Source organism: Streptomyces sp. NPDC014656 (assembly GCF_043084305.1).
GTDB lineage: Bacteria > Actinomycetota > Actinomycetes > Streptomycetales > Streptomycetaceae > Streptomyces.
The window spans coordinates 412,726-436,217 of sequence record NZ_JBIBZN010000002.1; the positions used below are offsets into that span (position 1 = coordinate 412,726).

Below are 23,492 nucleotides of genomic sequence, written 5' to 3' on the forward strand. Positions count from 1 at the left end.
ACGATCTTTGCTGTCGGGCCAGCGTAGGACCAGAGAGGTGACGAAACGCGAAATTACGGGAGACGGGCGGTCAGCCAGTCGCGGAGCCGTGCCTCGCAGTGGTGGATCCGGTCGACGTGCACGTGCTCGTCCCGCTTGTGGGCGTAGATCGGATCGCCGGGGCCGTAGTTGACCGCGGGCACGCCGAGCGCGCTGAAGCGGGAGACGTCGGTCCAGCCGAACTTGGGCATCGCGGTGCCCCCGACGGCCTTCATGAACGCCTCGGCGGCCGGGTGCGAGAGGCCGGGCAGCGCGCCGGGGCTCTCGTCGTCGACGACGAACTCCGCGATGTCGCAGTCGGCGAAGACCTCGCGGACGTGCGCCAGCGCCTCGGCCGGGGAGCGGTCGGGGGCGTAGCGGTAGTTGACCGTGACCGAGCAGGCGTCCGGGATGACGTTGGTGGCGACGCCGCCCTGGACGGCGACCGCGTTGAGCCCCTCGTGGTACTCCAGGCCGTCGATGACCGGCTTGCGCGGCTCGTACGCGGCGAGGCGGGCGAGGATCGGCGCGGCGGTGTGGATGGCGTTGGAGCCCATCCAGGAGCGGGCGGAGTGGGCGCGCTCGCCGGCCGTGTGCAGGATGACGCGGAGCGTGCCCTGGCAGCCGCCCTCGACCTGGCCGTCGGAGGGCTCCAGGAGGACCGCGAAGTCGCCCTCCAGCCACTCGGGGTGGGCGGCGGCGATCTTCCCGAGGCCGTTGAGGTCGGCGGCGACCTCCTCGTTGTCGTAGAAGACGAACGTGAGGTCGCGGTTGGGCTCGGGGACGGTGGCGGCGATCCGCAGCTGGACGGCGACACCGGACTTCATGTCGGAGGTGCCGCAGCCCCACAGGATCCCCTGCTCGTCGAGCCGGGACGGCACGTTGTCGGCGATCGGCACGGTGTCGATGTGGCCGGCCAGGACGACCCGCTCGGCGCGGCCGAGGTCCGTCCGGGCGACGACGTTGTTGCCGTAGCGGTCGACGACGAGGTGCGGCAGGGCGCGCAGGGCCCGCTCGATGGCGTCGGCGAGGGGCTTCTCGGTCCCGCTGACGGACGCGAAGTCGACGAGGTCGGCGGTGAGCCCGGCCCCGTCCCGGGTGAGGTCGAGCGGGGTCTCCTGAGCAGTCTCCTGCGGGGTGATGTCAGCCATATGCCGACCCTAACCCGGCCTCCAGTACGGTGGGCCCCGTGTCCGCCTCCCCCCGCCCCGCCCGCCGCGGTCGGCTCGCCCGTTCGGCCGCCGCCCTCGCCGTCCTGTGCGGCCTCGCGTCCTACGTCGCCGTCCATCAGATGACCGGCAGCAAGGGCGCGCCCCGGTGCGCCGTGGGCAGTGGGGACAACCGGTACGAGTTCACCCCCGAGCAGGCGTCGAACGCGGCGACGATCGCGGCGGTGGGCACCTCGCGGGGGCTGCCGGAGCGGGCCGTGACGATCGCGCTGGCGACCGCGCTCCAGGAGTCGGCCCTGCGCAACATCGAGCACGGCGACCGGGACTCGCTCGGCCTCTTCCAGCAGCGGCCGTCCATGGGCTGGGGCACGCCGGAGCAGATCATGGACCCGGTGTACTCGGCCGGGAAGTTCTACGAAGGGCTGGAGAAGGTCCCGGGCTACTCGCGGATGCCGCTGACGGTGGCGGCGCAGAAGGTCCAGAAGAGCGGCTTCCCGCAGGCCTACGCCAAGCACGAGCCGGACGCGACGCTGCTGTCCGCGGCGCTGACCGGCCGGGCGCCGGCCGCGCTGACCTGCACGGCGGACGTGAAGGAGGGCAGCCCCGGCGACCCCGCCTTCGTCCGCACGGAGCTGGTGCGGGCCTTCGGCGACTCGGCGGCGCCCACCTCCGTCTCCGGCGGCGCCGGCGCGGGGCGCTCCGCCGCGGAACCCGTCGACCTGGTGGTGCCCGTCCGGGGCCCGGAGCGGCGCGGGTGGGAGCTGGCGCAGTGGGCGGTGGCGCGGGCGGCGACGCTGCGGGTCGCCGAGGTGGCGTACGGGGGGAAGGTGTGGCGGGCGGACGACTCGGGAGGCGGGTGGGAAGCCGCCCCCTCCGCCGGGGAAGCCGCCCCCTCCGCCGGGAACGCGGCCCCCGAACCGTCCACGGTCCGCCTCCGCCTCACCCGCTGACCCCGCGGGCCCCGCGCCCTCCGGCACACCGGTCCACCCTCCGCCGCGAGCCGCGCCGGGGGGTGGACTGGCGTGCGAGGGGGTCGCTCGGAGCGGGGGGATCCCGGAGGACGGGACGGGGGCGCGGGGTGGGGCGCGTGGGGGGCGCGGGGGGCTTGGGGGGCAAGAGGAGTGACGGTTCGGCAGGTGACGGCGACCGGCGTCGTTCGTCCGCTTTCCTCCCCACCCGACAATACGACGCATTACCCAGCCTTTACCTCCGCCGCCCGCAACCTCCCCCGCCCCCACCTCGGTTGTGCAGCCCGCAAACGCAACGCACCCCGCAACGCAACCGTCGAAGGAGCACCATGTCCCTCCCCCTGACCCGCCGGATCGCCCGCGCCGCCCTGATCGTCGCGGCCGGCGCAGCCCCCGTGGTCGGTGCGGCCGGATCCGCGAGCGCCCTGGACCACAGCCTCGCCCCGGCCGGCGCCCTCGGCGGCCTGACCGCGCTCGACGCGGCGGACGCGGGCTCGGCCGTCGACGGTGCCGCCCGCACCACGACCGGTGTGGCCGGCGCGACCGGCGGCGAGGCCGTCGGCACGGCCGTCCCGGCGGCCGGCAAGGCCGTGGGCGCGGCCGGCAAGACCGCCACCCCGGCGGCGCAGAAGATCGCGGGCGAGACCGCGGGCGGCGCCGGCCAGGCGCTGGGCCAGACGGCCGGTGCCGCCGCCGAGAGCGCCGGCTCCACCCCGGCCGGCGGCGCGCTGGGCGGCGCCCCGGCCGGCCAGATGCTCGGCGGCCTGCCCATCGGCTGAGCCGGCGGCGGTACGCGGAAGGGCCCGGGCGCGTGAGCGACCGGGCCCTTCCGCGTGTCCGGCGCCGTCAGGCGAGGCGCTTGACCGCCGCCGCGACGCGCTCGTCCGTCGCCGTGAACGCGACCCGCACGAAGCGGGCGCCCGCCTCGCCGTAGAAGTCGCCGGGGGCCACCAGGACGCCCTTCTCCGCGAGGTACGCCACCGTGTCCCAGCAGGGCTCGTCGCGGGTCGCCCACAGGTAGAGGCTCGCCTCGGAGTGCTCGATGCGGAAGCCGTGGGCCTCCAGGGCCGCCTTCAGGACCTCGCGCCGGGCCGCGTACCGCTCCCGCTGCTCCGCGACGTGCGCGTCGTCGCCGAGCGCGGCCACGGTCGCCGCCTGGACCGGCGCGGCCGTCATCATGCCGCCGTGCTTGCGGATCTGGAGCAGTTCGCCGAGGACCGCCGCGTCACCGGCGATGAACGCCGCCCGGTAGCCGGCCAGGTTGGACCGCTTGGAGAGCGAGTGGACGGCGACGATCCCCTCGTACGAGCCGCCGCAGACGTCCGGGTGCAGGACCGACACCGGGTCGGCCTCCCAGCCCAGTTCGAGGTAGCACTCGTCGGAGAGGACGAGGACGCCGTGCTCGCGCGCCCAGGCGACGATCCGGACGAGCTCCTCCTTGGGGAGGACCTTGCCGGTCGGGTTCGACGGGGAGTTGAGCCAGAGCAGCTTCAGGCCGGCCGGGTCGAGCTCCGTCGGGTCGTCGTAGACGACGGGCTCCGCGCCGCAGAGCCGCGCGCCGACCTCGTACGTCGGGTAGGCGAGCCGCGGGTAGGCCACCTTGTCGCCGGCGCCGAGCCCCAGCTGGGTCGGCAGCCAGGCGACGAGCTCCTTGGAGCCGACGACCGGCAGCACGTTCCCGTGGGCGAAGCCGACCGCGCCGAGGCGCCGCTCGCACCAGCCGGTGAGCGCGTCGCGCAGCGCCGGCGTGCCCCAGACCGTCGGATAGCCCGGCGAGTCCGCCGCGGCCACCAGGGCCTCCTGGATCAGCGCGGGGACCGGGTCGACCGGCGTGCCGACCGACAGGTCCACGATCCCGTCCGGGTGCGTCAGGGCCGTCTTCTTGTACGGCTCCAGCTTGTCCCAGGGGAAGACGGGCAGGCGCGAAGAGACTCCGCTCACGGGTTGGCTCACTTCCTCGTACGTACGCGATACGCCTCGGTCCCGTACGGCGGCGGAGCCGTACGGGACCGAGAGCGGGTGCAACGAAAGATCAGCCGTTCTGCGGCGGCAGGGCGGCGATGAAGGGGTGGTCGCGGTCGATCTCGCCGAGCTTGGAAGCGCCACCGGGCGAACCCAGGTCGTCGAAGAACTCGACGTTCGCCTTGTAGTAGTCCTTCCACTCCTCCGGGGTGTCGTCCTCGTAGAAGATCGCCTCGACCGGGCACACCGGCTCACAGGCTCCACAGTCGACGCACTCGTCCGGGTGGATGTAGAGAGATCGCTTGCCCTCGTAGATGCAGTCGACGGGGCACTCCTCGATGCAAGCCTTGTCCTTGACGTCGACACAAGGCTGCGCGATGACGTAGGTCACGCTGTCGTTCCTCCTCGGTAGGGCTGGTCTGCGCGGGAGCGCGGTGTCGTCGATGCCCGCACCTAGTATCTCCGTTCTCGGGGGCGATCCGAACAGGAGGGGCGGAGAAGCTGTGGAATTCACCGGCGGAGGACTGCTTGAGGTCCGTGTCACCAGGGCTGACGTGGGAAAACGTGTCTCCGTTCGGTACGTGACGGACTCCGCGTCGGCGGGTGGGCGCTTCACCGACGCGGTCGGGGTTCTCACATCATGGGACGGCGGTGTGCTCACGATCACACGAAAGAGCGGCGAGACCGTCCGGATCCCGGAACTCCGCCTGGTGGCGGGCAAGATCGCGCCCCCCGCCCCCGCCCGCCGCAGGGGCCCCGCCGCCACCTTCGCCGAACTCTCCCGGATCGCCGCGCGCGCCTGGCAGCCGGTCGAGAGCGAGGCGCTCGGCGACTGGACGCTGAGGGCCGCCGACGGATTCACGCGCCGGGCCAACTCGGCGCTTCCCGGGGGCGATCCGGGCCTGCCCGTCGCCGAGGCCCTGGAGGCCGTGCGGGACTGGTACGCGGCCCGGAAGCTGCCCGCGTACGTCCAGACCGCCACCGGCGCCGAGGGCACCCAGGAGCTGCTCTGCGCCGACCTGGAGCGGCTCGGCTGGCGGCGCGAGCTCAGCGCCGAGCTGAGGATCGCCGCGCTGGCGCCGCTCGCCGACCGGGAGCCCGGGCCGGCGGAGGTCCTGCTCTCCCGGAGCCTCGACGAGCCGTGGCTGCACCGCTACCAGCGGTTCACGGGCACCGGCCCGGCGGTGCGGCACGTGCTCTCCTCCGGGCCGAGCGTGTGGTTCGCGTCCGTCGCGGGCACGGGGGAAGTACCGGCCGCCATCGGGCGTTGTGTCGTCGACGGGCGGTGGGCGGGGTTCATGGCGATAGAGGTCGATCCGGAGCAGCGCCGCCGGGGTCTGGCCACCGCCGTCATGACCGCCCTCGCCCGGCGCGCCCTCGACGAGGGCGCGTCGGCGGCCTGGCTCCAGGTCGAGGCCGACAACCACGGCGCGCGGGCGCTCTACGAGGGGACGGGCTTCGCGGTGCACCACCACTACCACCACTACCGGCAGGCGGAGGCGTGAGCGCGGCGTGAGCGCGGATGACCCCCTGGACCGGCCGTCCGGCCGGCCGCCCGACCGGCGGCGCGAGTTCGCGGAGGAGGCCCGGGCCGAGCGGCCCGACCTCGCCCGGCTCTGCCTGCTGATCTGCGCCGTGGCCGACCCCTCGGTCACCGAGCACGACCTCGTCGAGGCCGACATCGAACTCGACCGGCTCGCCGGGCTCGTCCCGTACGCCACCCGCCGCACCGGCGCCTGGAAGGCCGAGCTGGCGGCGCTCCTCGGCGGCCGCGAGGGCTTCGAGGGCGTCCCCGCCGACTACCAGCGACTGGAGTCGTCCCTCCTCCACGAGGTGCTCCGGCGGCGCCGGGGCCTGCCGATCCTGCTCTCCGTGGTGTGGATGGAGGTCGCCCGCCGGGCCGGCGCCCCGGTGTACGGCCTCGGCCTCCCCGGCCACTTCGTGGTCGGCTTCGGCGAACCCGCCGACCTCGACCTCGCCGACCCCTTCGCGGGCGGCCGCCCGATGACCGCCGAGGACGCCGAGCTGCTCGTGACGAGCGCGACCGGCGAGGCCCTGGACCGCTCCATGCTGCGCCCCGCCGAACCCGGCGCCATCGTGCTCCGCATCCTCGGCAACATCCGCGCCTGGGCGTCCCCCCGGCCCGAACGCTCCGACGTGGCCCTGTGGGCGGTGGAGCTGGCCCTGCTGCTCCCCTCCCATCCGGCGCGCCTGCGCTACGAGCGGGCCGGACTCCTCGTCCAGCGCGGCGACTTCCTCACCGGGGCGGCGGAGATGGAGGCGTACGCGCAGATCATGGACGCGGTCGACCCGGACACGGCCGCCGCGATCCGCCACCAGGCCCAGGCGGCGCGCGCCCGGCTCAACTAGGGCCGGCCGCCAGGGAGCGGATCATCGCCGTCAGGCGGGCGTGGGTGGCGGCGTCGGCGGCGGCCACGAGTCCGCGTGCGCCCTCCTCCCCCACCGGGGTGCCGTCGAGGCCGGTGACGACGCAGCCGGCCGCCCGGCACAGCGCGATGCCGGCGGCGAAGTGGACGCTGCCGGACAGGTCTCCGCCGTCCGTGACGTACGCGGCCCGCCGCCCGGCCGCCACCCAGGCGAGCGCGAGCGTCGTCGACACCACGCGGGGCCGGAAAGCGGCGACGAAGTCCGGGTGGGCGAGCAGGTCGACGGCGCGGAAGCCGGGCGCGCCCGGGAACGGCGGGTCCAGGTTCACGTCGACGAGACCGGTGGCGGCGCTGGGCACGAGGAGCTCCCCGGCCTCGTCCCGGGCCGTCGTCCCGTCGGTGCGGAACAGGCCGCCGAACGGGTCTGCCACGGCCGCCGCCCCGCCGCGCAGGGCGACGTTGACGGCCACGAGCTTGTTCCCGGCCGCGTAGTTGAGGGTGCCGCAGAGGGGGTCCACCAGCCACTGGCGGCGGCCCCCGGCCGCGCCCTGCGCCCCGCCCTCCTCGCCGAGCACGGCGTCGTCGGGCCGGGCGGCCCGCAGCACGTCGAGGACGGCCCGCTCGGCGGCCAAATCGGCGGCGGTGGCGAAGTCGCCCGCGCCCTTGTCGACCCGGTCGAGTTCCTGTCCGTAGAGGCCGCGCACCACGTCGGCGCCGGCACGGGCGGCGGCCGCGGCGACCTCGGCGTCGGAAAGCTCCTGGATGATCATGGGCCGAGGGTACGCGCGGCCCCCGGGAAGCGGGGGGGGATCCTCTTCGCCGAGGAGGCGTCAGGAGGGAGCGGGGCGACCGGATTCGAACCGGCGTCCTCCGAGATGCCATCGCGGCGCATTACCTCTGTGCTACGACCCCGCTCCCAGGCCACCGAGTCTAGAGGTGCCCGGCGGGCCGCTCCAACCGGGTTTTCCCGGGGCCGCGCGGCGTGCCCGGCCGCCGGCCGCTTCCCGGCCACAATGGGGCCATGCCGCTGACCGCCGACATCCTCGTCGCCCTCATCGCGCTCCTGCACCTCTACATCCTCGTGATGGAGATGTTCCTGTGGGAGAAGGAGACGGGCCGGCGCTTCTCCGGCTTCGACGCCCGGCTCGCCCGCGAGACGGCCGCCATGGCGGCCAACCAGGGGCTCTACAACGGGTTCCTCGCCGCCGGGCTCGTCTGGGGGCTCGTCTCGGACGAGCCGACGGGGTTCCGGGTGCGGGTGTTCTTCCTGTCGTGCGTCGTGATCGCGGGGCTCTACGGCGCCGCCACCGCCAACCGCCGGATCCTGTACGCGCAGGCGCTGCCCGGCGCGCTCGCGCTGTCCGCCGTGCTCGTCGCCGGGTGAGCCCGGCCCCGTGCGGCGCCCGTACGCGGCCGGCCCCCGGCCTCGCGGGAGGACGGGGGCCGGGGGCGGGTGCCGGGGCCGGGCTCAGCCCTTGCCGGTGAGGTCGATCGTCGCGGTGCGTTCGGCCTTGGTCCTGCCCCGGAGGGCGTCGCGCATGACGAAGGCGACGTCGTCGGCGGAGACCTGGTGCTTCGAGCCGTCGCCCTTGGTGATCATGACGCCGTCGAAGGTGCCTTCGAGCAGGCGGGTGATCGCCTTCTTGTCGTAGACCTCCACGAGGTGGCCGTCGACGGCCTTCATGGAGAGGATCTGCGGCAGCGAGCGGGCCGGACCGAAGTCGATCTCCTTGCCGCCGGCCCGGATGGTGATCCGGCCGGACATGGCGGGCTGGGCGAACTCCTTCATCGCCCGGTCCAGTTCGGCCTTGGTGACCGTGGGCTTCCGGACGCTGACCGGGAGTTCGACGACGTTGCTCCGGCCGGTCTCGACCTGGGCGCGGAAGGCGTCCTTGACGGAGATCATCGAGCGCTGGACGTCGAGGCCGTTGCCGGGCTTGCCCTCGACGGCGGTGACCTTGTTCGGGGCGAACAGGATCGTCGCCTCGGTCGCCGACGAGGAGGTGCCCGCGAGGTCCCGCAGGGCGACGGCGAGCTTCTCGTCGTCCACCGGGAAGACCGGCTTGGCGACGCGCTCGCCGCCGAAGAGGGAGCCGATCACCGAGACGGGGTTGTAGTCGCTGCCGGCGGCGGCGCGGACGGTCTCCTGGCTGTCCAGGGTGAGACCGGCCTTGTCGGGCGCGAGCTGCACCTTCTTGCCGCCGACGGTGAGCTGGAGGGGGGTCGCGGCGCGCTTGCCGAGCCGCGCCTCCAGCTTGTTGACGGCCTCCTCCTTCGTGCCGCCGCCGATGTCGACGCCGAGGACGGTGGTGCCCTTGGGGACGTCGGAGTGGTTGAGGAGCAGTCCGGCGCCGTAGGCGACACCGGCGATGCCGACGAGGCCGGCGGCGACGAGGACCAGCTTGGAACGGCCCTTCTTGGCCGGGGCGGGCTTCGGCGCGGGCCTGGGCGCCGGGGCCGGCTTCGGGGCCTGCTCCTGGCGGCCGCCGGGGCGCGGGGCCGGGTCGGGGCGGCCACCGGCCGGCGGTACGACGGGGATGCCGCTCGTGAGGGTGTCGCCGGACACCCGGCCGCCGGGAGCGCCCGGGCCGCCCGCGCCGGGGCGGCGCGCGCCCGGGGCGGGGGCGGGGGCGGGCTGCTGCGGCGTCAGGATCGCGGTGTCGTCGGACATGCGCGGCGCGCCGCCGCCTCCGAGCGGGCCGGGGCCGCCCGTCATCGGGCCCCCCGTCATGGGTCCGGCCGGGGCCGGACCGCCCGCCACGGGGCCGCCCGCCCTCGGGCCGCCCGGGCGCTTCGGCATGGCCGGGCGCCGGGGCGCGCCGCCGCCGAGGTCGGCGATGCCGCCGGCCGGGCCCGTGGTCGGGCCGGTGGGCTGGCCGTCGTACCGGGGGGTGCCGGCCGCGGGGGTGCCGTCGTACATCGGGGTGCCGTCGGCCGGGGTGCCGTCGTACGCCGGGGTGCCGCCGGGCTGCGGGCCGTCGTAGAGCGGGACGCCGGCGGCGGGGGTGCCGTCGTAGCCGGGGAGGGTGCCGGTGTCGTACAGCGGGTTGCTGACGGGGCGGCTGGAGGGCGCGCTGCCGACCGTGGGGACGCCGGCGGTCGCGGAGCCCGCGAAGCCGGTGCCGGGGGTCTGCGGGCCGCCGGGGGCCTTCGGGGCGGGGGCCGCCGGGGCGGCGGGGCCGCCCGCGGGGGCCGTGGGGGCCGGTCCCGCGTTCTTGCGGGGCGCGAACCAGTCGCTCGTCTCCTTGGCCCTGGGGGCGTCGGCGGCGGCCTGCGGCGGCTCGGGCCGGACCGGCGCGGGGGCCGGCTCGGGCTCGGGCGCCGGCAGCGGCGCCGGTGCCGGGGCGGGCCGCTCCGGCTCGGCCGGGGCGGCGGCGTCGGCCTCCGCGACGGGCGTACGGACCACGACGGGCGGGATCGGCCGCGAACCCGGAATGTTGATGCGGATCCGGGTGGTCAGGGTGGTCTCGGTCTTCGGCTCCTCCGGCGGCGCGGGCACGGCGGAGGTCTCCTCCGGCGCGTCCTGCGTCGGGTGGAGCGACGGATACTGGCGGGATCCATAAGGCTGGGTTCCCGACGGGTAGGCGGCCCCGCCGCGCCCCTGGGCGCCGGAGGACGAACTGTCGGTCTCACGACCAGTTTCACGACTCAAAGCAGGATCTCCCGGTTGGCTCCGCCGCCCGCTCTAGCTGATGCTCGTTCTGTCCCGGGCGGTTCGGCGGCGCGCACCACCATACTGTCCGGCGCCGCCGGTTATCCGCCCGGTGCGAAGTCCGGCTGCTCACAGATGGTCCGCGGGACCGTCTACGGGGTGTTCTGCGGCAGCCTGCTGACGGTGGCGCAGATCACAGCGGCCCCCATGCCCCCGAAGAGGAAGAGCAGCTCGCCGAGGCCTCCGCCGAACAGTCCGTCGCCCTCGGGGCGGCCGAGGCTGAGCAGGATGACGGCGAGGAGCCAGCCGCCGCCGGCGGCGGCGAGGCCGACCTGGTTGCCGGTGGCGCGCATGCCGCCGTAGAAGAGGGCGGCGGTGGCGAGGAGGGCGAGGAGCAGCCCGAGGGGGAACCAGGCGGCCTGGACGAGGGCGCCGGCGGTGCCGACGACGGCTCCGAGGACGAGGAGGCCGGCGTAGGCGGCGTAGCGGGCGGCGGGGGCGGTCATCGGCCCGCCACCTCCCCCGTGCCGGCAGCGGCGGGGGCGGCGGGCAGGCCGGCGAAGAGGTCGGTCTCGCGCTCTCCGGCCGGGGCGCCGGAGGTGCCGCGGACGAGTTCGTAGTACTCGGTGGTGAAGAGGGGCTGGCCGAGGTCGTTGGAGAGGGCGAACCAGGGGCCGTCGACGGCGACCTGGGTGGCGTGGGCGGCCATGGCGGCTCTCTTGCGGGCCGCGTACGAGGTCTCCTCGGCGAGGTCGCCGCCGTCGATCTCGGTGGTGACGCGCTCCTCGTCGACGACGCCGGGCACGTCCTCGACGACGGCGTCCTTCGGGAAGGCGGAGCCCTCGGCGGCCAGGCGGGCGAAGCCGGCCTCGGCGACGGGACGCGGCACCCGGTTCCAGTAGATCTTGTCGATCGTGTGGGCGGGGCCGAGGCCGGGGCGGTGGCCGGGGTCGGCGGCGAGGTCGGCGGCGCGCATGGCGACGCGGTGGGCCTGGATGTGGTCGGGGTGGCCGTAGCCGCCGTCGGGGTCGTAGGTGACGAGGACCTGGGGGCGGGTCTCGCGGATCACCTCGACGAGGCAGGCGGCGGCGGTGTCCACGTCGGTGTTCCAGAAGGCGTTGTCGCGCCCGTTCTGGGGGGCGCCCATCATGCCGGAGTCGCGGAAGCGGCCCTCTCCGCCGAGGAAGCGGTGGTCGGTGACGCCGAGGACGGCCATGGCCGCGGCGAGTTCGCCGACGCGGTGCGCGCCGAGGCGGTCCTCGCGGTCGGGGGCCAGGTGGGCGAGCCCGGGCGGGATGACCTCGCCCTCCTCGCCCAGGGTGCAGGTGACCAGGGTGACAAGGGCGCCTTCGGCCGCGTACCTGGCCATGGTGGCGCCGTTGTTGATCGACTCGTCGTCGGGGTGCGCGTGCACGAGGAGCAGACGACGGGCGGGGAGATCGGTCATGGCCCCACCCTACGAGGCGGGGCCGCCGCCGACCGCCAGGGTCAGAACTTGAGCCCGGCGATCATGCTCGCCACGTTGGTGGTGAGGGTGGTGATGGAGTCGGAGAGGGAGGAGCTGGCGAGGTAGAAGCCCAGGAGCGCGCAGACCACCGCGTGGCCGGCTTTGAGTCCGGATTTCCGGATCAGCAGGAAGACGACGATCGCCAGCAGCACCACCACCGAGATCGAGAGCGAGAGTGCCACGGCGGTTCACCTCCACCTTCGGTCGGATGGTTCGGTCACGGGTCGGACGGTTGGTCGGGCGAGGGGCCTTTCCGTGCGGCCCCCGGGCACGTGCCCGACGGCCCCACCCGGGTGCATACCCACGGGAGGGCACCCACCAAGCGCTACGGATCATAACTATCCGTGGCCTCGCATTGATCGGCGTACGGGCGCACGAAGGGGGCGTACAACGCTACTTTCGGCCTTATGACCAAGTCACAGCAGCACTCGTCCGCCCCATCCGTGGGGCTTTCCTTCCCGCGTCTGCACGCCCGGACCCAGCGGTTCGGGCTGGGGGCGCCGCGCGGTTTCACCGTCTCTCCGGACGGGGAGCGGATCGTCTTCGTCCGCTCCGGTTCGGGCACCGACCGGACGCACAGGCTGTGGGTGCTCGACCTGCCGGCGGGCGGCGGGGAGGCCGTGGAGCGGGTCGTCGCGGAGCCGTCCGCGCTGCTCGCGGGGGCCGAGGAGGAGCTGTCCGCCGAGGAGCGGGCGCGGCGGGAGCGCAGCCGGGAGGGGTCGGCGGGAATCGTCGGCTACGCGGTGGACGCGGCGGCGGAGTTCGCGGCGTTCGCCCTGTCCGGGCGGCTGTTCACGGCGGAGCTGCGGGCCGGGACGGCGCACGAGCTGCCGGTGCCGGGCCCGGTGCTCGACCCGCGGCCCTCGCCGGACGGACGCCTGGTGGCGTACGTGTCGGGGGGCGCGCTCCGGGTGGTCGGAGCGGATGGTTCCGGCGACATGGAACTGGCGGTTCCGGAGGACGCGGACACCGGCTACGGATTGGCCGAATTCATCGCATCGGAAGAGATGGGCCGGGACCGCGGGTTCTGGTGGTCACCGGCCTCGGACGGGCTCCTGGTGGCCCGCGCGGACGACCGCGCGGTGCGCCGGTGGCACATCGCGGACCCGGCGCACCCGGAGCGGGAGCCGCAGCGGGTGGCGTACCCGGCGGCGGGGACGCCCAACGCGGAGGTGCGGCTCTTCCGGTACGGCCTCGACGGGTCCCGCACGGAGGTGGTGTGGGACCGGGAGCGCTTCCCCTACCTCGCGCGCGTGCACTGGTCGTCGGCGGGCGCGCCGCTCCTGCTGGTGCAGGCGCGGGACCAGCGGAGCCAGCGGGTGCTCGCGGTGGACACGGCGACGGGCACGACGGCGACCGTGCGGGAAGAGGGGGACCCGGCCTGGCTGGAGCTGCTGCCGGGGGTGCCGTGCTGGTCGCCGGACGGGCGGCTCGTGCGGGTCGGCGACGAGAGCGGGGCGCGGGCCCTGTACGTCGGCGAGGACCGGCTGACGGACGCGTCGCTGCACGTGCGGGCGGTGCTCGACGTGGGCGCCGACGACGTGCTGGTGTCCGCGTCGGCGGGCGCGGGGGCGGCGGACCCGGAGACCGGCGAGGCCCATGTGTACCGGGTGTCGGCGGCCGGGGCGGAGCGGGTCTCCCGGGGCGTGGGCTGGCACGGGGCGGTGCGCTCCGGCGCGGTGACCGTGCTGGTGTCCGCGCGGCCGGACGCGCCGGGCGCGGTGGCGCGGGTGCTGCGCGACGGGAAGCCGGTGGCGGTGGTCGGCTCGTCCGCGGCCGAGCCGCCGCTGCGGGCCCGGCCGGTCCTCACGGAGGCCGGTGAGCGGCGGATCCCCTGCGCGGTGCTGCTGCCGTCCTGGTACGAGGAGGGGCGGGGGCCGCTGCCGGTGCTGATGGATCCGTACGGCGGCCCGCACGGGCCCCGGGTGGTCGCCGCGCACAACGCGCACCTGACCTCGCAGTGGTTCGCCGAGCAGGGCTTCGCGGTCGTGGTGGCGGACGGGCGGGGGACGCCGTGGCGCTCGCCCGCCTGGGAGAAGGCGGTGCTGCGGGACTTCGCGGTGACGCTGGAGGACCAGGTGGCGGCGGTGCGGGCGCTGGCGGAGCGGTTCCCGCTGGACCTGGGCCGGGTGGCGGTGCGGGGCTGGTCGTTCGGCGGCTATCTGGCGGGGCTCGCGGTGCTGCGGCGTCCGGACGTCTTCCACGCGGCGGTGGTGGGGGCGCCGGTGACCGACTGGCGGCTGTACGACACCCACTACACGGAGCGGTACCTGGGCACCCCGGAGGCGGACCCCGGGGTGTACGCGGCGCAGTCGCTGCTCACCGACGCCGGGCTCTCGGCCCCGGAGGAACCGGCCCGGCCGATGATGATCGTGCACGGCCTGGCGGACGACAACGTGGTCGTGGCGCACGCGCTGCGCCTGTCGTCGGCGCTGCTCGCGGCGGGCCGGCCGCACGAGGTGCTGCCGCTGTCCGGGGTGACGCACATGACCCCGCAGGAGCAGGTGGCGGAGAACCTGCTGCTGCTCCAGGTCGACTTCCTGAAGCGGTCGCTGGGCGGCTTCCCCGGTCACCAGCCGGGCGGGCGCGGGTAGGGCGGCGGCGGGGCCGCCGCCGGGAGGCGCGGGACGGGCGCGGCGTCGGGGACGCCGCGCCCGGCGAGCAGGGCGAGGACGGCGGCCCCGGCGAGCGCGCCGTAGAGGGCGGTGGCGAGGCCGGGGAGGTCCAGCTCGGGGGCCATGACGTACCGGACGTCGGGGTGGAGGTGGAGGCGGGCCGTCCGGGCGGCCTCGGCGAGGCCGGAGGCGAGGAGGAAGCCGCCGGCGAGGAGGCCGAGGGGGCGGGTGTGGCGGGCGGCGGCGAAGGCGGAGACGGCGGCGGCGAGGTAGAGGCCGGTGAGGACGAGCGCGAGCCAGCCGGGCGGCACGCCGAGCGCGGCGCCGAGGACGGACCGGCCGCCGGTGAAGCGGTCGACGGCGAAGCGGGGGTCGAGCCGGACGGTCCGGCCGATCTCCCAGGCGACCAGGAGGAGGGCGGCGAAGGCGAGCAGGAGGCCGGCGGCGACGGCCGGTGCGGCGCGCGGCCGGGTGGGGACCGGCTCGTCCGGGCCCGCGGGCGGGCGGCGGCCGGCCAGGGCGGTGACGAGGAGCCCGGTGGCGAGGGCGAGTTCGGCGAGGGCGGTGACGAGGGGGCCGGTGCCGTGGGTCCAGAGGCCCGGGAGGCGCACGGCGAGGGTGACGGCGCCGGTGGCGGCGAGCGCGGCGGCGGCGTGCCGGGAGCGGAGGGCCGCGAGGGCGGTGCCGGCGGCGGCGGCGCAGAGGAGCGGGTCGAGCAGGGTGGTGGCCGACCGGGCGCGGGGGAGCTGGAAGCGGTCGCCGGCCCAGTACCGGAAGAGGTCCTCGGGCGAGCCGAGGGCGGCGAGGTCGCGCAGGATCCAGACGAAGGGGACGAGCGCGAGTACGGCGGCGAGCGCGGCGCCGGTGAGACGTGCCGGTCGTGTCACAGTCACGGGGCCGATACTCACGGTCAGGGGCGGCCGAAACAAGCGGTTCCGCGCAACGGCCGGGGCGGAGGTGGCGGAGGAGCGGCCGGCGGGGGCCCCGAGGGGCCTCCGCCGGCCGTGGCACCCGCACGGCGCACGTTCAGCAGGATCCGATATCCGCATATCGGATCCAATTCCCAGGAGTTGCCGGGGCGTTACAGCGTCTTCGGACTCCCCGGCTCCTCAGGAGGCGCCCCCGGCCCGGGCTCCTCCGGCCCCGGCCCTCCCCCCGCCGGTCCGGGCTCTCCTCCCGTCGGCTCCCCCGCCGGTCCTTCCGCCGCCCGCGCCTCCCGTGCCGCCTCCACCGGAGCCGGGCCCTCCTCCAGGGGGTCCGGGTGGACGAGGGAGTCCTCCGGCGGGACGACCTGCTTCTCCTCGGCGAAGTGGCAGGCGGAGTCGTGCCGGGCCGGGGTGTCGGCGAGGCGGTAGACGGCCGGGACGGCGAGCAGCGGCACCTCCAGCTCGCACCGCTCCCGCGCCTTCCAGCAGCGGGTGCGGAAGCGGCAGCCGGAGGGGATGTTGGCCGGGGAGGGCACGTCGCCGGTGAGGATGATCCGCTCGCGGTGGGCGCGGGCCTCGGGGTCCGGCACGGGCACGGCGGAGAGCAGCGCCTGGGTGTAGGGGTGGGTGGGGTGGTCGTAGATCTGGACGTCGGTGCCGATCTCCACGATCCGGCCGAGGTACATGACGCCGACGCGGTCCGAGATGTGCCGCACGATCGACAGGTCGTGGGCGATGAAGACGTACGACAGGGAGAACTCGGACTGGAGGCGGTCGAGCAGGTTGACGACCTGCGCCTGGACGGAGACGTCGAGGGCGGAGACCGGCTCGTCGGCGACGATGATCTCGGGCTGGAGGGCGAGGCCGCGGGCGATGCCGATGCGCTGGCGCTGGCCGCCGGAGAACTGGTGCGGATAGCGGTTGATGTACTCGGGGTTGAGGCCGACGACGTCGAGGAGGTCCTGGACCTTGCGGCGCCGGTCCCCCTTCGGCGCGACCTCGGGGTGGATCTCGTACGGCTCCCCGATGATGTCGCCGACCGTCATCCGGGGGTTGAGCGAGGTGTACGGGTCCTGGAAGACCATCTGGATGTTGCGGCGGACGGCCTTGAGGGCGCGCGGGGACAGCTTGGTGAGGTCCTCGCCCTTGTACCTGATCGTGCCGGAGGTCGGCTTCTCCAGGTTGACCAGCATCTTCGCGACGGTCGACTTGCCGCAGCCGGACTCGCCGACGATGCCGAGGGTCTCGCCGGCGACGAGGTCGAAGTCGACGCCGTCGACGGCCTTGACCGCGCCGACCTGCTTCTTGAAGAGGATGCCCTGGGTCAGCGGGTAGTGCTTGTGCAGGTCCCGGACCTCGAGAATCGCCTCAGCCATGGAGGCACTCCTTCCAGAAGTGGCAGGCGCTGGAGCGCGGCGCGGGCGACTCGGTGACCTCGTACAGCGGGGGCACGTCGGTGCGGCAGACGTCCTGGGCCATCGGGCAGCGCGGGTTGAAGGCGCAGCCGGGCGGGATGGCGAGCAGGTTGGGCGGCAGGCCCTTGATCGCGTACAGCTCCTGGCCCTTCTGGTCCAGGCGCGGGATGGAGTCGAGGAGGCCGCGGGTGTAGGGGTGGGCGGGCGCCTTGTAGATCTCGTGGACGGGGGCCTTCTCCACGATCCGGCCGGCGTACATGACGGCGATGTTGTCGGCGACGTCGGCGACCACGCCGAGGTCGTGGGTGATGAGGATGAGGCCCATGTTGTACTCGCGCTGGAGCTCGGCGAGCAGGTCCATGACCTGGGCCTGGACCGTCACGTCGAGGGCCGTGGTCGGCTCGTCGGCGATGATCAGGTCGGGCTCCAGAGCGAGCGCCATGGCGATCATGATGCGCTGGCGCATGCCGCCGGAGAACTGGTGGGGGTACTGGCCGACGCGCTCCTTGGCGGCGGGGATGCGGACCCGGTCCATCAGCTCGACGGCCTGGGCGCGGGCGTCCTTCTTGCTCATCCCCTTGTGGACGACGAACATCTCGCCGAGCTGCTCGCCGACGCTGAGGACGGGGTTGAGGGAGGAGAGCGCGTCCTGGAAGATCATCGCCATCTTGGCGCCGCGGACCTTCCTGCGCTCCTCCTCCTTGAGCTTCAGCAGGTCCTGGCCCTGGAAGAGGATCTCGCCGCCGGTGATCTTCCCGGGGGGCACGTCGAGGATGCCCATGACGGCCTGGGCGGTGACGGACTTGCCGGAGCCCGACTCGCCGAGGACGGCGAGGGTCTCCCCCGAGTCGACGGAGTAGTTCACGCCGTTGACCGCCTTGGCCACCCCGTCGCGGGTGTGGAACTCCACGTGCAGGTCGCGCACTTCGAGCAGCATGGGTCCCTACCTCAGCTTCGGGTCGAGGGCGTCGCGGACGGCGTCGCCGAGCATGATGAAGGCGAGCACGGTGACGGCGAGGGCCCCGGCCGGCCAGAGCAGCATGTGCGGGGCGTTGCGGATGTACGGCGAGGCCGAGGAGATGTCGATGCCCCAGGAGACCGTGGGCGGCTTGAGGCCGACGCCGAGGAAGGAGAGCGTCGCCTCCAGGGCGATGTACGTGCCGAGGGCGATGGTGGCGACGACGATGACGGGCGCGACGGCGTTGGGCGTGATGTGCCGCAGCAGCATCCGGGAGTTGGAGGCGCCGAGCGCGCGGGCGGCCTGCACGTAGTCGTTCTGTTTGGCGGTGATCACCGAGCCCCGGGCGATGCGGGAGAGCTGCGGCCAGCCGAGGAGCACCATGAAGCCGATGACGGGCCAGACGGTGTTGTTGCTGACGACCGAGAGCAGGACGAGGCCGCCGAGGACGACGGGGATGGCGAAGAAGATGTCGGTGATGCGGGAGAGGAGCCCGTCCCAGGCGCCGCCGAAGAAGCCGGCGAGGCCGCCGAGGGTGGCGCCGAGGAGGGTCACGCCCACGGTGGCGAAGACGCCGACCTGGATGGAGGCCCTGGCGCCGTAGACGGTGCGGGTGTAGACGTCGCAGCCCTGGCCGTTGAAGCCGAAGGGGTGGCCGGGCTGGGAGCCCTCCTGCGCCTTGGAGAGGTCGCAGTCGAGGGGGTCGCCGGAGGCGATCAGGGACGGCCAGATCGCGATGACCACCAGGAAGACGATGATCAGCCCGGAGATGATGAAGATCGGGTTGCGGCGCAGGTCGTGCCAGGCGTCGGACCACAGGGAGCGGGCCTTGTTGTCGGGTCCGGTGCCCCGGGGGCCGGCGGGAGTCTTCTCCAGGGTCTCGCCCTCCTCCATGGCGAGGTCGGTGGCTCCCCCGGCGCCGGTCGCGGCGATCGAGCGACCCTCTTCCAGCGGTTCGAGCGGCTCAGGCATAGCGAATCCTCGGGTCAAGGACGGCGTACAGGAGGTCCACCAGGAGGTTGGCCAGCAGGAAGATCAGGACGAGGATCGTCACGAAGCCGACCACGGTCTGGGTGTTCTGCCGGACGATGCCCTGGTAGAGCTGGTAGCCGACGCCGTGGATGTTGAAGATCCGTTCGGTGACGATGGCGCCGCCCATGAGCGCGCCGACGTCGGCGCCGATGAAGGTGACCACCGGGATGAGGCTGTTGCGCAGCAGGTGGCGGCTGATGACCCGGCGGCGCGGGAGGCCCTTGGCGACGGCGGTGCGGACGTAGTCGGCGCGCTTGTTCTCGGCGATCGAGGTGCGGGTGAGCCGGGTGACGTACGCGAGGGAGACGGAGGCGAGCACCAGGCCGGGGACGATCAGCTCGTCGAAGGTGGCGGCGGGCGAGACGGCCGGGTCGATCCAGCCCCACTTCACGCCGAGCAGCAGCTGGACGAGGAGGCCGGTGACGAAGGTGGGGACGGACAGGACGACCAGGGTCAGCAGCAGGACGGTGGTGTCGACGGGGCGGCCGCGCTTGAGGCCGGTGACGACGCCGAGGCTGATGCCGATGACGATCTCGAAGATGATGGCGACGATGGTGAGCCGGATGGTGACCGGGAAGGCGTTGGCCATCAGTTCGGTGACCGGCTGGCCGTTGAAGGCGGTGCCGAAGTCGCCGGTGAAGACGTTGCCCATGTAGGTCAGGTATTGCTGCCAGACGGGCTTGTCGAGGCCGAACTCCTGCCTCAGCCGGGCGGCGGTCGCCGGGTCGCAGGCGCGGTCGCCGCAGAGTCCGGCGATGGGATCGCCCATCACGTTCACCATCAGGAAGATCAACAGCGTGGCGCCGAAGAAGACCGGGATCATCTGCAGCAGCCGCCGGATCACGTATCGACCCACGGAAACCTCCAGGGAGGGGGAAGGCGTACGGCCCGGCGCGGGGGTCCGCGTGCCGGGCCGTGCGCCACCGGCCTACGACGACGTCACTTGACCTTGATCTCGTCGTAGACGGGGACGCTGAACGGGTTGAGGGCGACGTTCTCGACCCGGTCGGAGTAGCCCGCGCTGCCGTTCTGGTACCAGAGCGGGATGGCGCCCATGTCGTCGCGGAGGACCTCCTCCGCCTGCTGGAAGAGCCCGACGGCCTTGGGGATGTCGGTCTCGGCGTTGGCCTGGTCCACCAGCTTGTCGAACTCGGCGCTGGTGTACTTGCCGTCGTTGGACGAGGCGTTGGTGTAGTACAGCGGCTGCAGGAAGTTCTGGATCAGCGGGTAGTCCATCTGCCAGCCGGCCCGGAAGGGGCCGTCGAGCTTCTGGGTGGTGACCTGGTTGCGGTAGTCGGCGAAGGTGCCGATGGGGTTGCCGACGCAGGCCTTGTTGTCGCCGAGGGCCCGGTTGATGGAGTTGCAGACGGCGTCCACCCACTCCTTGTGGGAGCCGGTGTCGGCGTTGTACGAGATCTTCATCGTGCCGCCGGGGATGCCGCCGCCCTCGGCGACCAGCTTCTTCGCCCCGGCGGCGTCGTACTTGCAGAAGTCGCCGCAGACGTCCTTGAAGCCGCCGTCCTCGCCGAGGACCGGAGAGGTCCAGTCGACGGCGGGCGTGCGGGTCTTCTGGAAGATCGTCTCGGTGATCTGCTCGCGGTCGATGGCCATCGACAGGCCCTGGCGGAGCTTCTCCTGGCCCGGCTTGTTCCACGCCTCGTCGTAGAACGGGAAGGAGAGGGTCTGGATGATGCCGGCCGGGGTGTTGATGTACCGGTCGCCGAGGTCGGCGGAGACGTTCTTGAGCTGGGCGGCGGGGACGTCGTCGACGAGGTCGAGGTTGCCGGCGATCAGGTCGGTGTACGCGGTGTTGTTGTCCGTGTAGACCTTGAGGGTGATGCCGCCGTTCTGGGCCTTGTCGTCACCGGGGTAGTCGTCCCAGCGCTTGAGCTCCATCTGGGAGCCCTTGGAGTACGAGTCGACGGTGTACGGGCCGTTGCCGACGGGCTTCGACAGCCAGGCGTCCCGGTCGTCGAAGAAGGCCTTCGGGAGCGGGGCGAAGGCCGCGTAGCCGAGGGTGTCGGGGAAGGTCGAGAACTTCTGGGTGAGCTTCACCGTGAAGGTCTGCGGGCCGGTGACCTTGAGGCCGGACATCGTGTCGGCGGTGGCCTCGCCCTTCTCGGGGTGGACCTTGTCGTAGCCCTCGATGTAGCCGAAGAAGTAGGCGTTCTTCTGGTTGTTCTTCAGGGCGGCGCCGTAGTTCCAGGCGTCGACGAAGGACTGGGCGGTGACCTTCTCGCCGTTGGAGAAGGTCCAGCCGTCCTTGACGGTGATGGTGAAGTTGGTCGAGTCGGTCGTCTCGATCTTCTCGGCCAGCATGTTCTTGGCCTCGCCGGTCTTCGGGTCGTACCGCTTGAGCCCGCGGAAGATCATGTCGAGGACCTTGCCGCCCTGGACCTCGTTGGTGTTCGCCGGCTCCAGCGGGTTCTGCGGGTCGCCCCAGGAGGAGCTCACGATGCCGTCGGCCCCCCCGCCGCCGCCGCTGTCGTCACCGCCGCCGCAGGCGGTCGCCGCGAGGGCGACGGCGGTGGCCAGTGCGGCCCACTTGGCGTGCGTGGCTCCGCGCATGGAGTGCCTCCCGATTGTCCTAAGCGTGACTTAGGGCCCAATATCACCCGATATTGACGGCAGTGCACTTTTACGGCGTCCAGGAGGGTGCGGGAGGGGCCGGCGACGCGGAAAGGGCCCCCCGCACCCGGCGGGGGTGCGGGGGGCCCTGGTCCTTCGAGCCGTCACGGCCGGTCAGCTCGCGTGGATGACGTCCCGCTCCTCGGCGAAGTGGCACGCCGACTCGTGGGCCGCCAGGGTGTCCTGGCCGCGGAAGCGCTCCGGGATCGCCAGGACCGGCATCTCGGTGGAGCACTTCTCCTGGGCCTTCCAGCACCGGGTGCGGAAGCGGCAGCCCGACGGCGGGTTCGCCGGCGAGGGCACGTCGCCCGTGAGGATGATCCGGTCGCGGTTGGCGCGCGCCTGCGGGTCCGGCACCGGCACCGCGGAGAGCAGCGCCTGGGTGTACGGGTGCGTGGGGTGGTCGTAGATCTCCGAGTCCGTACCGATCTCGGCGAGCTTGCCGAGGTACATGACGCCCACGCGGTCCGAGATGTGCCGGACGATCGACAGGTCGTGCGCGATGAAGATGTAGGACAGGTTGAACTCGTCCTGGAGCTTCTCCATCAGGTTGATGACCTGCGCCTGGACGGAGACGTCCAGGGCCGAGACCGGCTCGTCGCAGATGATGATCTCCGGGTTGAGCGCGAGGCCGCGGGCGATGCCGATGCGCTGGCGCTGACCGCCGGAGAACTGGTGCGGGTACCGGTTGATGTACTCCGGGTTCAGACCGACGACGTCGAGGAGCTCCTGCACCTTGCGGCGCCGGTCGCCCTTCGGGGCCACCTCGGGGTGGATGTCGAAGGTCTCGCCGATGATGTCGCCGACCGTCATGCGCGGGTTCAGCGAGGTGTACGGGTCCTGGAACACCATCTGGATGTTCCGGCGGACGGCCTTCAGCGCGCGGCCGGACAGCTTGGTGATGTCCTGGCCCTTGTAGAAGACCTCGCCCGCGGTGGCCCGCTCCAGGTTCATCAGGAGCTTGGCGACCGTGGACTTGCCGCAGCCGGACTCGCCCACGATGCCGAGGGTCTCGCCCTGGTAGAGGTCGAAGGAGACCCCGTCCACGGCCTTGACCGCGCCGACCTGCTTCTTGAAGAGGATGCCCTGCGTCAGCGGGAAGTGCTTCTGCAGGTTGCGCACCTGGAGGATCGGCTCCCCCCGCTGGACGGGGACGTCCAGGGCGGCGGCCACGGCCTCGTCGTTCTTGCTGAGGTCAGCCATGGATCGTCTCCTTCCAGAAGTGGCAGGCGCTCTTGCGGCCCGGCAGATCCGCGCCGTCCTGCTCGGTGACCGGCACCAGGGCCGGGATCTCCGTGCGGCAGATGTCGTCCGCCTTGGGGCAGCGCGGGTTGAAGGCGCAGCCCGTCGGGACCTTGAGCAGGTTCGGCGGCAGGCCCTTGATCGCGTACAGCTCCTGGCCCTTCTGGTCCAGGCGCGGGATCGAGTCGAGCAGACCCCGGGTGTACGGGTGGGCCGGGCGGGCGTACAGCTCGTGCACGGGCGCCTGCTCGACGATGCGGCCGGCGTACATGACGGCGATCTTGTCCGCGACGTCGGCGACGACGCCGAGGTCGTGGGTGATCAGGATCAGGCCCATGTTGTACTCGCGCTGGAGCTCCGCGAGCAGGTCCATGACCTGGGCCTGGACCGTCACGTCGAGGGCCGTGGTCGGCTCGTCGGCGATGATCAGGTCGGGCTCCAGGGCGAGCGCCATGGCGATCATGATGCGCTGGCGCATGCCGCCGGAGAACTGGTGGGGGTAGTCGCCGACCCGCGCCTTGGCGGCGGGGATCTTGACCTTGTCCATCAGCTCGATGGCCTTGAGCTTGGCGTCCTTCTTGGACATGCCCTGGTGGACGCGGAACATCTCGCCGAGCTGGTAGCCGACGGTCAGGACCGGGTTCAGCGAGGAGAGCGCGTCCTGGAAGATCATCGCGATCTTGCGGCCGCGGATCTTCCGGCGGTCCTCGTCCGCCATCTTGAGCATGTCCTCGCCGCGGAACAGGATCTCGCCCTGCGGGATCTTGCCGGGCGGCATGTCGAGGATGCCCATGATGGCCTGGGCGGTGACGGACTTGCCGGAGCCGGACTCGCCGAGGACGGCGAGGGTCTCGCCGGCGTTCACCGAGTAGTTGACGCCGTTGACCGCCTTGGCCACACCGTCACGGGTGTGGAACTCGACGTGCAGGTTCTTGACTTCGAGCAGCGGCCCGTTGTGCTCGGCGCTCTCGCGCGGCGCCGGGACGCTCGCGGTCTTGTCGATAGTGCTCACG

Annotated in this window: 22 protein-coding genes and 1 tRNA gene; 6 read left to right on the forward strand and 17 right to left on the reverse strand. The window is 73.3% G+C overall.

Going from position 1 to position 23,492, the window contains the following annotated elements; genetic code table 11:
• Window positions 1–53: 53 nt before the first annotated feature.
• The gene (gene dapE, locus ACF1ED_RS05710) at window positions 54–1,169 is read right to left on the reverse strand and encodes a succinyl-diaminopimelate desuccinylase (RefSeq protein ID WP_391757109.1); all 1,116 of its coding nucleotides are present in this window, start codon (window positions 1,167–1,169) and stop codon (window positions 54–56) included.
• Between the two features lie 29 nt (window positions 1,170–1,198).
• Between dapE and ACF1ED_RS05715 the strand changes: the two genes are divergently transcribed.
• Together ACF1ED_RS05715 and ACF1ED_RS05720 are read left to right on the forward strand one after the other, a co-directional pair.
• Window positions 1,199–2,137: a hypothetical protein gene (locus tag ACF1ED_RS05715; protein WP_391757110.1), complete on the forward strand. Its 939-nt coding sequence runs from the start codon at window positions 1,199–1,201 to the stop codon at window positions 2,135–2,137.
• Between the two features lie 347 nt (window positions 2,138–2,484).
• On the forward strand, window positions 2,485–2,934 hold the full coding sequence (locus ACF1ED_RS05720) for an ATP-binding protein (protein ID WP_391757111.1): 450 nt from the start codon (window positions 2,485–2,487) through the stop codon (window positions 2,932–2,934).
• 67 nt (window positions 2,935–3,001) lie between these two features.
• Here the strand turns inward: ACF1ED_RS05720 and ACF1ED_RS05725 are convergent, their stop codons facing one another.
• Window positions 3,002–4,096 (reverse strand): bifunctional succinyldiaminopimelate transaminase/glutamate-prephenate aminotransferase, encoded by a 1,095-nt coding sequence (locus tag ACF1ED_RS05725; protein ID WP_391757112.1) that lies wholly within the window; start codon window positions 4,094–4,096, stop codon window positions 3,002–3,004.
• A gap of 91 nt (window positions 4,097–4,187) precedes the next feature.
• Window positions 4,188–4,508, reverse strand: a complete 321-nt coding sequence (gene fdxA, locus ACF1ED_RS05730; RefSeq protein WP_030747280.1) for a ferredoxin — start codon at window positions 4,506–4,508, stop codon at window positions 4,188–4,190.
• Between the two features lie 112 nt (window positions 4,509–4,620).
• On the opposite strand from fdxA, the gene ACF1ED_RS05735 reads away from it, so the two are divergent.
• Both ACF1ED_RS05735 and ACF1ED_RS05740 read left to right on the forward strand, forming a co-directional pair.
• On the forward strand, window positions 4,621–5,622 hold the full coding sequence (locus tag ACF1ED_RS05735; RefSeq protein WP_391757113.1) for a GNAT family N-acetyltransferase: 1,002 nt from the start codon (window positions 4,621–4,623) through the stop codon (window positions 5,620–5,622).
• Between the two features lie 7 nt (window positions 5,623–5,629).
• Complete coding sequence (locus tag ACF1ED_RS05740; protein ID WP_391757114.1) at window positions 5,630–6,487, forward strand: tetratricopeptide repeat protein; 858 nt, start codon at window positions 5,630–5,632, stop codon at window positions 6,485–6,487.
• Here the strand turns inward: ACF1ED_RS05740 and ACF1ED_RS05745 are convergent.
• Window positions 6,480–7,274: an inositol monophosphatase family protein gene (locus tag ACF1ED_RS05745; protein ID WP_391757115.1), complete on the reverse strand. Its 795-nt coding sequence runs from the start codon at window positions 7,272–7,274 to the stop codon at window positions 6,480–6,482. The genes ACF1ED_RS05740 and ACF1ED_RS05745 overlap by 8 nt on opposite strands.
• A 69-nt stretch (window positions 7,275–7,343) precedes the next feature.
• Window positions 7,344–7,418 (reverse strand) — tRNA-Ala (locus ACF1ED_RS05750).
• A 107-nt stretch (window positions 7,419–7,525) separates the two neighbouring features.
• Here ACF1ED_RS05750 and ACF1ED_RS05755 point away from each other — a divergent pair.
• Window positions 7,526–7,888 carry a DUF1304 domain-containing protein gene (locus tag ACF1ED_RS05755; RefSeq protein WP_351110095.1) on the forward strand — a complete coding sequence of 121 codons (363 nt, stop codon included), beginning with the start codon at window positions 7,526–7,528 and terminating at the stop codon, window positions 7,886–7,888.
• Window positions 7,889–7,972: 84 nt separating this feature from the next.
• Here ACF1ED_RS05755 and ACF1ED_RS05760 read toward each other — a convergent pair whose 3' ends face one another.
• The 4 genes from ACF1ED_RS05760 to ACF1ED_RS05775 all read right to left on the reverse strand — a co-directional run bounded on the left by ACF1ED_RS05760 (window position 7,973) and on the right by ACF1ED_RS05775 (window position 11,845).
• Complete coding sequence (locus ACF1ED_RS05760; RefSeq protein ID WP_391757116.1) at window positions 7,973–10,003, reverse strand: hypothetical protein; 2,031 nt, start codon at window positions 10,001–10,003, stop codon at window positions 7,973–7,975.
• Between the two features lie 305 nt (window positions 10,004–10,308).
• Entirely contained in the window at window positions 10,309–10,662 is a 354-nt protein-coding gene (locus ACF1ED_RS05765; RefSeq protein WP_043228453.1) for a DUF6113 family protein, read from the reverse strand.
• Entirely contained in the window at window positions 10,659–11,603 is a 945-nt protein-coding gene (gene mshB, locus ACF1ED_RS05770) for an N-acetyl-1-D-myo-inositol-2-amino-2-deoxy-alpha-D-glucopyranoside deacetylase (protein WP_391757117.1), read from the reverse strand. The genes ACF1ED_RS05765 and mshB overlap by 4 nt, the downstream gene beginning before the upstream one ends.
• Before the next feature lie 41 nt (window positions 11,604–11,644).
• Complete coding sequence (locus ACF1ED_RS05775) at window positions 11,645–11,845, reverse strand: hypothetical protein (protein ID WP_169087190.1); 201 nt, start codon at window positions 11,843–11,845, stop codon at window positions 11,645–11,647.
• A gap of 225 nt (window positions 11,846–12,070) precedes the next feature.
• Here ACF1ED_RS05775 and ACF1ED_RS05780 point away from each other — a divergent pair, with 225 nt between their 5' ends.
• Window positions 12,071–14,257: a prolyl oligopeptidase family serine peptidase gene (locus ACF1ED_RS05780; protein WP_391757118.1), complete on the forward strand. Its 2,187-nt coding sequence runs from the start codon at window positions 12,071–12,073 to the stop codon at window positions 14,255–14,257.
• On the opposite strand, the gene ACF1ED_RS05785 is transcribed toward ACF1ED_RS05780, so the two are convergent.
• The 8 genes from ACF1ED_RS05785 to ACF1ED_RS05820 form a co-directional block, all read right to left on the reverse strand.
• On the reverse strand, window positions 14,233–15,171 hold the full coding sequence (locus ACF1ED_RS05785; RefSeq protein ID WP_391757119.1) for a hypothetical protein: 939 nt from the start codon (window positions 15,169–15,171) through the stop codon (window positions 14,233–14,235). The genes ACF1ED_RS05780 and ACF1ED_RS05785 overlap by 25 nt on opposite strands.
• A 188-nt stretch (window positions 15,172–15,359) precedes the next feature.
• The gene (locus ACF1ED_RS05790; protein ID WP_391757120.1) at window positions 15,360–16,580 is read right to left on the reverse strand and encodes an ABC transporter ATP-binding protein; all 1,221 of its coding nucleotides are present in this window, start codon (window positions 16,578–16,580) and stop codon (window positions 15,360–15,362) included.
• The gene (locus ACF1ED_RS05795; protein ID WP_391757121.1) at window positions 16,573–17,556 is read right to left on the reverse strand and encodes an ABC transporter ATP-binding protein; all 984 of its coding nucleotides are present in this window, start codon (window positions 17,554–17,556) and stop codon (window positions 16,573–16,575) included. Before ACF1ED_RS05795 ends, ACF1ED_RS05790 begins: the two co-directional genes overlap by 8 nt.
• A 6-nt stretch (window positions 17,557–17,562) precedes the next feature.
• A complete protein-coding gene (locus ACF1ED_RS05800; RefSeq protein ID WP_391757122.1) occupies window positions 17,563–18,549 on the reverse strand; it encodes an ABC transporter permease in 987 nt (328 codons plus the stop codon).
• Window positions 18,542–19,465: an ABC transporter permease gene (locus ACF1ED_RS05805; RefSeq protein WP_391757123.1), complete on the reverse strand. Its 924-nt coding sequence runs from the start codon at window positions 19,463–19,465 to the stop codon at window positions 18,542–18,544. The genes ACF1ED_RS05800 and ACF1ED_RS05805 overlap by 8 nt, the downstream gene beginning before the upstream one ends.
• An 83-nt stretch (window positions 19,466–19,548) precedes the next feature.
• Entirely contained in the window at window positions 19,549–21,177 is a 1,629-nt protein-coding gene (locus ACF1ED_RS05810) for an ABC transporter substrate-binding protein (RefSeq protein ID WP_391757124.1), read from the reverse strand.
• 174 nt (window positions 21,178–21,351) lie between these two features.
• Entirely contained in the window at window positions 21,352–22,440 is a 1,089-nt protein-coding gene (locus ACF1ED_RS05815; protein WP_391757125.1) for an ABC transporter ATP-binding protein, read from the reverse strand.
• A complete protein-coding gene (locus tag ACF1ED_RS05820) occupies window positions 22,433–23,491 on the reverse strand; it encodes an ABC transporter ATP-binding protein (RefSeq protein ID WP_391757126.1) in 1,059 nt (352 codons plus the stop codon). The genes ACF1ED_RS05815 and ACF1ED_RS05820 overlap by 8 nt, the downstream gene beginning before the upstream one ends.
• Between the last annotated feature and the right edge of the window lies 1 nt (window position 23,492).